Below are 11988 nucleotides of genomic sequence, written 5' to 3' on the forward strand. Positions count from 1 at the left end.
TTTTCGATTGGAGTCTTTAAAAAAACCAATGAATTTTTCTTTTATCTGGTGACGCTTCGCTCTTGGTGAATTACGTTCAAGTTTTCATTTCGTTTTTAGCGGGAAAATGTTAAGAATCGTCTTTTGTGAATAGAAGAAAAGATGGAACGATCCGTCCTATCATAAAAAAATGTCAGCTTTATCAGCTGACATTTTTGTCTGTGGAGCTTCCTTTGATGATATAGTTCCATAAATCTTGAAATACATTGGCTTGGTGGAGGGTCTTGATGATGACAAGAACGACCGGCCCTAATATGAGGCCAAGAAATCCGACGACTTTGAAGCCGACAAATAAGGCGATCAATGTGGCTAAAGGATCCAAGCCAATGCTGGAAGAAAGAACTTTTGGTTCCATGAATTGTCGCTGCACAATGACGATTATATAAAGAACCGAAAGACCGATTCCGAGCGAAACTTCCCCGGAAATAAATTCATAAATAATCCACGGGACAAAAACGACTCCCGTTCCAAGGTATGGCATAAGATCCACGAGTCCTGTGACTAATGCAATCGTGATGGCGTATTTAACCCTCAAAATAAGCAATCCAATTAACACGATCACGGCCGTCATCGAAATGAGTGTGAGTTGGGCACGGACAAAACCAAAAAGTGCTTTTTTGAGGTCCACAAATACCCGCTCGCTGCTTGAACGTGCCTTTTTGGGCATATATTTTTCAAATCGATCTTTTAGTCTGTCCCAATCTTTGCTGATAAAAAAAGTGGCTAGCAATGAAAAGATTAGAACAGTAGCTGCATTAGGAATCCAAGAAATTAGATCAGGAAGCTTTAAGAAGAAATTTTTTAAAAACTCTCCAGCACTTGTAGCAATTTTTTGGCCGACATTTTGAATATTGTTCAAAATGGTTTCTTGTTGGTTGGCGCCCAAATTTTTGAACAGTTTTGAAGCTTGATCATATAACGGGATGATTTGGCCGGCAATAAAATTTTCCGTGTACTTGACAATCGTTTCCACATGTCCCGGGACTACGTTTGCCAAATAATTCGCGCCCGCTACAATTTCTGTTATCAGCAAGGAAATGATGCCGATAAAAATAGCAAAAATAATAAGGATTGAGGCAATTACCGCAACGGGTCTCGGAAACTTCAGGCGCTTTTCGAGGACATTCACGAGTGGGTTAATCAAAAAAGCGATCGCCAGCGCAATAATGAACGGATAAGTTACTTTTGACACGATAAAGAGCGCGTACAACAACAGCAAAACAGCTCCAACCACAATAAAAAAGCGCAAAACACGATATAGCTTTTCAGGATTCAATCGACTTTTCTCTCCTTATACCAAATAAGATCTTGCAATCTATTTGTATTGTAGCAGTTACCCCGTGAGAATAAAAGTGTTATCTTTTTTTATAGCGTGTTAGAATCCATAAAGGCCCCTTTGCATGATTCGGATGAATAACAGTCGATTTTTTAATCAAAGAGAGGATGGCAGAATACCATTCATTCCATATGGGCATGGAAAATGATATTCTTATCCTGAATTAAATCTTAAAGAAAGGAATGCATCATGATGTCACAACAACCTTTTTTATTTTTACTGCTGCTATTAGCGATCGGTTTTATTTCCAAAAACCAATCTTTAATGGTGGCGATAGCTGTATTATTAGTTTTAAAAGTCATCGGTACGGATGATAAAATTTTTTCATTGATCCACTCAAAAGGGATCAATTGGGGAGTGACCATCATTACAGTGGCTGTCCTGGTGCCTATTGCAACAGGCGAGATCGGTTTCAAAGATTTAACGGAATCCTTAAAATCTCCTTATGCATGGATTGCGTTAATTTCCGGTATTATCGTTGCCATTTTAGGAAAGCATGGGGTATCTTTACTGTCCGAATCTCCTCATATCACGACGTCACTTGTGTTGGGGACGGTTTTGGCGATTGCTCTCTTTAAAGGAGTGGCTGTCGGTCCTCTTATTGGGGCGGGAATAGCTTATACGGCAATGAGAATCTTTAGTTTTTTTCATTAGAAAAAAATATCCGACTATTATTAATAAAGAAAGCTTAATAAAGAAAGTCATTTTTCTAAAAAAATAATTTTTTTAATTTTAAACGCTTTTGGTTCACAAAAGTCAGATAATTAGTTATAATAAGACGTGTAAGCGCATCCTTTAGTATGGATTGAATATAAAGGAATTTGTCCGCTAGTTGAGCGAGCAAATAAGAAATTTTTTTACTATTTATTCATTATTTGCGAAAAAAGTGGGTAATGGGGAAATTTAAGACAAAGGAGAGATGGGTATGACTGCAACTCGTGGTCTGGAAGGAGTAGTTGCCGCTTCTACTTCTGTAAGTTCTATTATTGATGATACCCTTACATATGTGGGTTATAGCATTGATGACTTAGCGGAAAATGCTTCGTTCGAAGAAGTGATATATCTGCTGTGGCATCGCCGTTTGCCGACAAAAACGGAATTAGACGAATTAAAAAATCAGCTTTCTGATAACTACGAAATTCCTCAAAAAATTATTGACCATTTTAAAATGTATCCAATTGATAAAGTTCATCCCATGGCTGCGCTTCGCACTGCAGTATCTTTTTTAGGATTGTATGACGAAGAAGCTGACGATATGAGCGAGGAAGCGAATTATCGAAAAGCAATCCGTCTGCAAGCAAAAATGCCTGCATTGGTCACAACATTTGCCCGCATTCGTAAAGGGCTTGAACCAATTGCGCCAAACAAAAATTTAAGCTTTGCAGCGAATTTTCTTTATATGCTGAACGGAAAAGAACCGGAAAGTATTGAAGAAGAAGCATTTAATAAAGCATTGGTTTTACATGCCGACCATGAATTGAATGCTTCTACTTTTACTGCGCGTGTATGTGTAGCCACCTTGTCAGATATTTATTCTGGTATTACCTCAGCGATCGGTGCTTTAAAAGGACCTCTTCATGGTGGTGCAAACGAGCAAGTAATGAAAATGTTGACGGAAATCGATTCCGTTGAAAACGTGGAACCATATATTCGGAAAAAACTGGCCAACAAAGAAAAGATAATGGGATTTGGTCACAGAGTATACCGCAAAGGCGACCCTCGTGCAAAACATTTAAAAGAAATGTCTCGAAAATTAACAGCTCTCAGAGGAGAACCAAAGTGGTTTGAAATCTCTACTCGAATTGAAGAAATTGTGACGTCTGAAAAAGGTTTGCCGCCGAATGTCGATTTCTATTCTGCATCTGTTTACCACAGCTTGGGAATTGATCATGATCTTTTCACGCCAATCTTTGCCGTCAGCCGTGTTTCAGGATGGATTGCCCATATTTTAGAACAGTATGACAACAACCGTTTAATTCGTCCGCGGGCTGAATACATCGGTCCTTCCAAACAAGTGTATGTTCCGCTGGAAGATCGTTGATAACAGGCTATAAGTGGTTTAATGTCGTTCGTTGAACGATTGGTAGCGCTTGCTTGGAAAAAGCAAGTTCGTGAATCTATTGTTTACAAATGCGCGAATTATTGGTGTAATAAGAATAGTTGCACAAAGGTTAGATGCAGATGGCTTCTAACCTTTGATTCTGAAATTGGAGGTATAAGAGCATGTCACAAGGGGAAAAAATCACAGTACAGAACGGAGTTTTAAAAGTACCTAATAATCCGATTATTCCATTTATTGAAGGGGATGGAACAGGCCCTGATATTTGGAGAGCAGCTTCACGCGTTTTAGATGCGGCGGTGGAAAAAGCCTATAAAGGCGAAAGAAAAATCGTTTGGAAAGAAGTATATGCCGGCGAAAAAGCTTTCAAAAAAACAGGTGAATGGCTTCCGCAAGAAACATTGGATGTCATCCGAGAATATCTCATTGCGATTAAAGGGCCTTTAACAACTCCGGTAGGCGGTGGAATTCGTTCTTTAAATGTTGCTTTACGACAAGAACTCGATCTTTTTGTGTGCCTGCGTCCAGTACGTTATTTTGAAGGAGTACCTTCACCGGTAAAACGCCCGCAAGATACTGATATGGTCATTTTCCGTGAAAATACGGAAGATATTTACGCTGGAATTGAATATCAAAAAGGCACTCCTGAAGTGAAAAAAGTCATTGATTTTCTTCAAAATGAAATGGGCGTCAAAAAAATCCGCTTCCCAGAAACTTCTGGAATCGGCATTAAACCGGTTTCGGAAGAAGGATCTAAGCGTCTTATAAGAGCGGCTATTAACTATGCAATTAAAGAAGGCAGAAAATCTGTTACATTAGTACATAAAGGAAATATTATGAAGTTTACAGAAGGTGCCTTCAAAAATTGGGGATACGAATTGGCGGAAGAAGAATTCGGCGATAAAGTATTCACATGGGCTCAATATGACCGCATCAAAGAAGAACAAGGAACAGAAGCTGCCAATAAAGCTCAACAAGAGGCAGAAGCAGCCGGAAAGATTATTGTAAAAGATGCGATTGCGGATATTTTCTTGCAACAAATTTTAACACGTCCGCGTGAATTTGATGTAGTGGCCACTATGAATTTAAATGGAGACTACATTTCTGATGCTCTTGCTGCTCAAGTAGGCGGAATCGGTATTGCTCCAGGGGCTAATATTAACTATGAAACTGGACATGCTATTTTTGAAGCAACACATGGTACGGCTCCAAAATATGCTAATTTGGACAAGGTGAATCCATCATCCGTTATTTTGTCCGGCGTATTAATGCTTGAACATTTAGGTTGGAATGAAGCGGCCAACTTAATTGTCAAATCGATGGAAAAGACCATTGCTTCCAAAGTGGTCACATATGATTTTGCGCGCTTGATGGAAGGGGCTAAAGAAGTCAAAACATCCGAATTTGGGTCACAATTAATTGCGAATATGGAATAATGTCCATTTGTCGGATAGAAGTCGGGCTCTTAAATCGTTGAGAGCCTGCTTCTTTATATAAATCCATAATAAGGAGGAACTTCTCTTGGCGTTGAAGCGTAAAAAAATCTCTGTAATCGGTGGCGGTTTTACGGGAGCAACTACAGCGTTTTTACTTGCTCAAAAAGAACTTGGAGATGTCGTTTTGGTCGATATTCCCAACATGGAAAATCCTACAAAAGGGAAAGCTTTAGATATGCTGGAAGCTAGTCCTGTCCAAGGGTTCGATGCCAATATTACGGGTACTTCCAATTACGAAGAAACAAAAGATTCAGACGTTGTGGTCATCACAGCTGGAATTGCCCGTAAGCCTGGTATGAGCCGCGATGATCTTGTACAAACAAACCAAAAGATAATGAAAGTCGTTACGAAAGAAGTGGTGAAATATTCTCCAAACTGCTACATCATTGTGCTGACAAATCCTGTCGATGCCATGACATATACGGTTTTTAAAGAATCCGGATTCCCTAAAAACCGTGTCATTGGTCAATCAGGGGTGCTCGATACTGCTCGTTTCCGTACTTTTGTCGCGCAGGAATTGAATGTTTCCGTAAAAGATGTCACTGGTTTTGTTCTGGGCGGGCATGGCGACGATATGGTTCCGCTTGTGCGCTACTCTTATGCCGGGGGAATTCCGCTTGAAACGTTAATTCCGAAAGATCGCTTAGATGCCATTGTGGAACGCACTCGCAAAGGCGGCGGTGAAATTGTCAATCTCCTTGGCAATGGGTCTGCTTATTACGCACCTGCAGCCTCTTTGGTAGAAATGGTGGAAGCCATCGTGAAAGACCAACGCCGCATTCTTCCGGCCATTGCCTATTTAGAGGGTGAATACGGATTTGAAGGAATCTATCTTGGAGTTCCGACCATTCTTGGCGCAAACGGAATTGAAAAAGTGATCGAATTGGAGCTGACGGAAGAAGAAAAAGCTGCACTAGCTAAATCGGCAGATTCCGTACGCAACGTCATGGCTTCTTTAGTATAAACTTTCATTCGTTAGGAAAAGTTTTATGAAGCGCGATCGTTTACCGAATCGTTCTCATAGAGCTTTTCTTTTTTCTTTTTTCAATCAATCCCTTTATCTCTTGCAAATAATCGTGAAAAGAGCTTTTGACAGCGAACGATAACTAATATAATGGAAGAGAAGAAGCAAAAATGAAAAGAGGGCGGGATTCATATCCATGAAAAAAAAAACATTTTGATTGTCGATGATGAATCATCTATCGTTACATTGATCCAATATAATTTAGAGCAAGCGGGGTTCCAAACAAGTTCTGCGTATGACGGTGAAGAGGCTCTGCAAAAAGTATTCAATGAGAAACCGGATTTGATTATATTGGATTGGATGCTTCCAAAATTGGATGGCATGGAGGTTTGCAAACAGCTTCGACAGCAAAAAATCATGACCCCCATTTTGATGTTGACCGCCAAAGATGAAGAAGTGGATAAAGTTCTTGGATTGGAACTTGGTGCTGATGATTATATGACGAAGCCATTCAGCCCTCGTGAATTGATGGCCAGGGTGAAAGCGATCTTAAGAAGACAGCAGTTTCTTACGGAACCACAAAGTGAACAGTCGCAAGAGCCTGATTTTCTGCAAGTCGGCGATGTGACCATTTATCAACATCTGTACGAGGCTTATTATAAAGATCAACTTTTGGAATTGACGCCAAAAGAATTTGAACTGCTCCTATATTTAATTAAAAACAAAGGCCGAGTTTTATCAAGAGACCAGCTTCTAAATGCGGTTTGGAATTATGATTTTGCCGGCGATACGCGAATTGTAGATGTTCATATTAGCCATTTGCGTGAAAAAATCGAAAATAATACGAAAAAACCCCAATATATTAAGACCATCAGAGGAATCGGCTATAAATTTGAAGAGCCAAAATAAACAATTGGTTTAACAAAAGCTGCTATCCGGATTTCATTAATAAAAGTCATAAAGATCGTAAAAAGGATGGACGGCCGCTTATCGCCCTCTGATAGATCTCTCCGCTTGAAATCAGCTCATTGAATCCAATTCGAAAACAAGCTTTTGTCATATAAAATAGATTTGTTAAATGGTGGAACGTCCTTGGTACCCGATTAGTGAGAAATGGCGCATTTTCATGATCGAAGGGGCCTCCATAAAGAAAAAGCGGGTGGAAAACCGCTTTTTTCTTTTCGGTTCTTTGCATGGTAGAATAACAAGTAGGAGAAGACAAAGGGAGGTTGCCTAGTGAAGAAGAAACTGATTTTGATAGATGGAAACAACATTGCATACCGTGCTTTTTTCGCCCTTCCGTTATTAAATAATGAAAAAGGTATTCACACCAATGCGATTTACGGCTTTACGATGATGCTGAACAAAATATTAGAGGAAGAAAAGCCAACCCATATGTTGGTGGCATTTGATGCCGGCAAAACGACTTTTCGACATGAAACATTCAAGGAATATAAAGGCGGCAGGCAAAAAACGCCTCCGGAACTGTCGGAGCAATTTCCGTTTATCCGCGATTTATTAAAGTCTTTTCACATTCCGCAATTTGAACTGGAAAATTATGAAGCGGATGATATCATTGGTACCCTTTCATTAGAAGCGGAGAAAAAAGATTTTGAAATCAAAATTTACAGCGGAGACAAAGATTTGACCCAATTGGCTTCGGAGAAAACAACGGTTTGTCTCTGTCGAAAGGGAATTACCGATATTGAAGAATACACTCCGGAACATGTAAAAGAAAAATACGGTCTTACCCCTCAACAAATTATCGACATGAAAGGTTTGATGGGAGACTCTTCGGATAATATTCCTGGAGTCCCTGGAATCGGCGAAAAAACGGCGATTAAACTGTTAAAAGAATTTGAAACCGTTGAAAAGGTAGTCGATTCTATTGATGAAATCAGCGGAAAAAAGCTAAAAGAACGGCTTCAAGAACATAAACAACAAGCTTTAATGAGCAAAGAACTAGCAACCATTAAAAGAGATGCTCCTTTAGGGATTACGGTTGACGAACTTGAGTATCAAGGACCGGACTGGGAAAAAGTTCAGAGTATTTATAAGGAACTTGGATTCCAGTCTCTGCTGGAGAAAATAGATCAAACTCAGGAAACAGAAGTGCAGCCATTAGAAAAATTGGAGTATCAAACTGTCGAAGAAATCACGGAGGATTTATTCGAACAGGAAAATTCTTTTTATTTAGAGATGATTGGTGAAAATTATTTCATTAGCGACATTGTCGGTATGGCTGTTCAAAATGAAAAAGGAATTTTTTATTTGCCGACAGAATCAACTTTAAAATCTCCTGTTTTTAAAAAATGGGCTGAAGACGAAACGAAAAAGAAAACGGTGTTTGATGCTAAGCGTACGGTCATTGCCTTGCGGAGGCATGGAATTGAGCTGAAAGGGATTGAATTTGATTTACTGCTAGCTTCTTATTTGATTAACCCGTCTGAATCCCCTTCCGATTTTGCCGATGTAGCTAAGCTTCATGGTTTTAATGAAGTGCAATCCGACGAAGCGATCTACGGAAAAGGGGCGAAATTAAAGCTCCCGGACAGAGAAATTTATGAGGAGCATATTGCAAGAAAAGCGGTGGGGCTTACTAAATTGGCGGAAACATGTCGAGATGTTCTGAAAGAAAATGATCAGCTCTCTCTTTTTTACGATTTAGAAATGCCGCTTGCTTTGATTTTGGCCGATATGGAATGGACAGGCGTAAAGGTGGACGTGGATCGATTGACAGAAATGGGTGACGAACTTCACAACAGGCTTCAGGAAATCGAAAAGGAAATCTATGAATTGGCCGGACAAGAGTTTAACATTAACTCTCCTAAACAATTAGGGCATATTTTATTTGAAAAAATGGGGCTGCCGGTGATAAAGAAAACGAAAACAGGTTATTCCACATCCGCCGATGTATTGGAAAAATTGGAAAGCAGTCATGAAATCGTTCGCTACGTTTTGGAGTACCGCCAGCTAGGAAAATTGCAATCCACTTATATAGATGGGCTGTTGAAAGTAGTTCACCAAAATACTCATAAAGTGCATACTCGCTTTAATCAAGCTCTTACACAGACAGGCAGACTGAGTTCCGCAGATCCTAATTTGCAAAACATCCCGATCAGACTCGAAGAAGGAAGGAAAATCCGCCAAGCTTTTGTCCCGTCTGAAAAAGATTGGGTCATCTTTTCAGCGGATTATTCACAAATCGAATTGCGGGTTCTCGCTCATATATCCGGTGATCAAAAGCTTATTGAAGCCTTCCGAGAGGATATGGATATCCACACCAAAACGGCAATGGATGTTTTTCATGTACAAAAAGAAGAAGTGACATCCAATATGAGGAGACAGGCGAAAGCCGTTAATTTTGGGATTGTCTATGGAATCAGCGATTATGGACTCTCACAAAATTTAGGGATTACGAGAAAGGAAGCCGGTCAGTTTATTGAACGTTATTTTGCTTCTTATCCGGATGTAAAAGAATATATGGATGAGATTGTTAGAGAAGCAAAACGAAAAGGTTATGTAACCACATTGCTTCATAGAAGACGATATTTGCCGGAAATTACAAGCCGAAATTTCAATGTACGCAGCTTTGCAGAGCGGACGGCCATGAATACGCCAATACAAGGAAGCGCTGCTGATATTATTAAAAAAGCAATGATAGATATGGCAGAACGATTGAAGAAAGAACAGCTTAAATCGAGAATGCTTCTTCAAGTGCATGATGAATTGATTTTTGAAGTTCCTCCCGATGAGATAGAAACGATGAAAAAAATCGTACCAGATGTAATGGAACATGCGGTTGAATTGAAAGTTCCGCTAAAAGTGGATTATGCCTATGGCCCCACTTGGTATGATGCTAAATAGGCGGTTTGGAGGTGATAGGTTTTGCCTGAAATGCCGGAAGTAGAAATCGTTCGGCGAACATTGCTTCCTTTAACCACGAGGAAAACGATAAAAGACGTGACGATCCGTTGGCCGAAAATGATTCAAAATACAGACGCAGACACTTTTCGAAAAACGTTGAACGGACAGACGATCCATGATATATCCAGACGAGGGAAATTCTTGATTTTCCATTTTGATGATTATTCTGTTGTATCGCATTTGCGGATGGAAGGTCGCTATCGTGTGGAAGAAAAGATAGAGCCGGATCCTCATACCCATTTAGTGTTCCACTTTACTGACGGTACGCATCTGTTGTACAGAGATGTACGGAAATTTGGAACGTTTCATTTGTTTCCAAAGGGAGAAGAATTTTTTGCTCCTCCTTTATCTCACTTAGGTCCGGAGCCTTTTTCTGATGCATTCACATTCGGATTTTTGAAAGAACAACTGAAAAAAACCAGCAGATTGATTAAAGCTGTTCTGCTGGATCAAAAAGTAGTGGTTGGACTCGGCAATATTTATGTCGATGAAGTGTTGTTTCGTTCCGGGATTCATCCGGAGCGGAAAGCACAGGATTTGAATGATAAGGAAATAGAAAAGCTAAGAGCGGAGATCATCACTACGTTGAAAGAGGCCATAGACAAAGGCGGAAGCACGGTCCGCTCGTATGTGAATTCACAAGGGAAGAAAGGGACGTACCAGCTGCAACTGTTTGTGTATGCGAGAAACGGGGAGCCTTGCCGGATCTGTGGGCGTCCTATCGAAAAAATAAAAGTCGCTGGCCGCGGCACACATTTTTGCTCAAACTGTCAGCATTGACATTGCCGGCCGTTTGAAAACGAATGAACAATGGGCGAGCTCCTTCCATATATTATTTTCAGGCAGATAGGAAGGAGATTGCACAAATGGGATCATTCTTTTCTTTACTCTTACTTGCGTTTGCGGTTAGTCTTGATAATTTCAGTACGGGACTTGCCTACGGCATCAAACAAATGAAACTCCCTTTGAAGTCTGTCGTGATTCTTTCTTGCTGTTCAGGTGTGGCTTTGCTGCTGGCAATGATGATCGGCCGCTTATTCGGCCAGTTATTGTCCCCGCATTTGGCATCGCTGATTGGCGGCATTATTTTGATCGGTTTGGGAGCATGGGCGCTTTTTCCGCTTTTTCGCAGCCATCAAAAAGATGAAGAAGAGCTTCCGCATGAAAAGACGATTTTTAAGTTGGAATTAAAGTCCGTCGGTTTAGTGATTAGTATTTTAAAGACGCCGACAAAAGCGGATTTTGATCGATCGGGAACGATTACGGGCCTGGAAGCGGTCATGCTTGGAATTGCTTTATCCCTTGATGCTTTCGGAGCCGGATTGGGAGCGGCCATGCTTGGCTATTCTCCCGTTTTATTATCCGCATCCGTTGCCATTATGAGTCTAATATTTGTTTCTGCCGGGCTGAAGATGGGGTCCGTATTTTCCAAAAGGCAATGGGTGCAAAGATTAACGTATCTCCCCGGATTGCTGTTAATGTTAATTGGATTTTGGAAAATTGGTTAAAAGAGACCTAGTATCTTTTATACGATGACAAGAATGGAAAAGGGGGGACGCAAATGGCTGCCATCATCGGTTTAACCGGCGGCATCGCCAGTGGAAAAAGCACGGTATCAAGTCTTTTGAAAGAAAAGGGCTTTACAGTGATTGATGCCGACGTTGCCGCAAGGATTGTCGTTCAACCTGGAGAAGAGGCTTATAAAAAAATAGTGGAGACATTTGGAAAAGACATTCTGTTGGAGAATGGGGAAATTAACCGACCTAAGCTTGGCGACCTTGTATTTCGCGACGAGCAGAAAAGACTTCAACTGAACGCTATTGTACATCCGGCTGTTCGAAAACAGATGCTTTTGGAAAAAGAGCAGGCCATTCGGAATGGAAAGCAAACGATTTTTTTAGATATTCCGCTTCTTTTTGAAAGCGGACTGACATGGATGGTGGATAAAACCATCGTGGTCTATGTAGATGAAAACATACAGCTTCAACGACTGATGAAACGAAACGGTTTAGATAAAGAGGCTGCCGAGATTCGAATCTCGGCACAAATGCCTCTTGAAGAAAAAGCCAGTAAAGCGGATGCAGTGATCAATAACAATGGGACCATTACCGAAACAAAAAAACAGTTGGAACATATCATCGAAATATGGGCCCTCCGCCCGTAAACA

At 40.5% G+C, this 11988-nt stretch carries 10 protein-coding genes; 9 read left to right on the forward strand and 1 reads right to left on the reverse strand.

Annotated elements, in window-relative coordinates; genetic code table 11:
* Positions 1–181 precede the first annotated feature (181 nt).
* Positions 182–1315, reverse strand: coding sequence for a sporulation integral membrane protein YtvI (gene ytvI, locus N1I86_RS12635; protein ID WP_341096592.1), 1134 nt, complete (start codon positions 1313–1315; stop codon positions 182–184).
* A 252-nt stretch (positions 1316–1567) separates the two neighbouring features.
* Between ytvI and N1I86_RS12640 the strand changes: the two genes are divergently transcribed.
* The 9 genes from N1I86_RS12640 (at position 1568) to coaE (ending at position 11985) form a co-directional block, all read left to right on the forward strand.
* Entirely contained in the window at positions 1568–2029 is a 462-nt protein-coding gene (locus N1I86_RS12640) for a DUF441 domain-containing protein (RefSeq protein WP_341096594.1), read from the forward strand.
* A gap of 271 nt (positions 2030–2300) precedes the next feature.
* Positions 2301–3416 (forward strand): citrate synthase, encoded by a 1116-nt coding sequence (gene citZ, locus N1I86_RS12645; RefSeq protein ID WP_341096597.1) that lies wholly within the window; start codon positions 2301–2303, stop codon positions 3414–3416.
* Positions 3417–3598: 182 nt separating this feature from the next.
* Positions 3599–4870: an NADP-dependent isocitrate dehydrogenase gene (gene icd, locus N1I86_RS12650; RefSeq protein ID WP_003355614.1), complete on the forward strand. Its 1272-nt coding sequence runs from the start codon at positions 3599–3601 to the stop codon at positions 4868–4870.
* Between the two features lie 85 nt (positions 4871–4955).
* Entirely contained in the window at positions 4956–5894 is a 939-nt protein-coding gene (gene mdh, locus N1I86_RS12655) for a malate dehydrogenase (RefSeq protein WP_341096599.1), read from the forward strand.
* Between the two features lie 192 nt (positions 5895–6086).
* Positions 6087–6803, forward strand: a complete 717-nt coding sequence (locus N1I86_RS12660; protein WP_445662280.1) for a response regulator transcription factor — start codon at positions 6087–6089, stop codon at positions 6801–6803.
* A gap of 327 nt (positions 6804–7130) precedes the next feature.
* Positions 7131–9761 carry a DNA polymerase I gene (polA, locus tag N1I86_RS12665; RefSeq protein ID WP_341096603.1) on the forward strand — a complete coding sequence of 877 codons (2631 nt, stop codon included), beginning with the start codon at positions 7131–7133 and terminating at the stop codon, positions 9759–9761.
* A 21-nt stretch (positions 9762–9782) separates the two neighbouring features.
* Positions 9783–10601, forward strand: a complete 819-nt coding sequence (gene mutM, locus N1I86_RS12670; protein ID WP_341096604.1) for a DNA-formamidopyrimidine glycosylase — start codon at positions 9783–9785, stop codon at positions 10599–10601.
* A gap of 23 nt (positions 10602–10624) precedes the next feature.
* Positions 10625–11329, forward strand: coding sequence for a sporulation membrane protein YtaF (ytaF, locus tag N1I86_RS12675; RefSeq protein WP_327805446.1), 705 nt, complete (start codon positions 10625–10627; stop codon positions 11327–11329).
* Between the two features lie 53 nt (positions 11330–11382).
* Complete coding sequence (gene coaE, locus N1I86_RS12680; RefSeq protein ID WP_003355608.1) at positions 11383–11985, forward strand: dephospho-CoA kinase; 603 nt, start codon at positions 11383–11385, stop codon at positions 11983–11985.
* Positions 11986–11988: the final 3 nt, after the last annotated feature.

The organism is Bacillus sp. FSL W8-0116, from assembly GCF_038003825.1.
Lineage (GTDB): Bacteria > Bacillota > Bacilli > Bacillales > DSM-4216 > Bacillus_O > Bacillus_O smithii.

Bases quoted from the DNA above. Each gene is read 5' to 3' on its own strand.
- icd (WP_003355614.1), top strand. From the start codon at position 3,599: ATGTCACAAGGGGAAAAAATCACAGTACAGAACGGAGTTTTAAAAGTA.
- coaE (WP_003355608.1), top strand. From the start codon at position 11,383: ATGGCTGCCATCATCGGTTTAACCGGCGGCATCGCCAGTGGAAAAAGC.
- N1I86_RS12640 (WP_341096594.1), top strand. From the start codon at position 1,568: ATGTCACAACAACCTTTTTTATTTTTACTGCTGCTATTAGCGATCGGT.
- ytaF (WP_327805446.1), top strand. From the start codon at position 10,625: ATGAACAATGGGCGAGCTCCTTCCATATATTATTTTCAGGCAGATAGG.
- citZ (WP_341096597.1), top strand. From the start codon at position 2,301: ATGACTGCAACTCGTGGTCTGGAAGGAGTAGTTGCCGCTTCTACTTCT.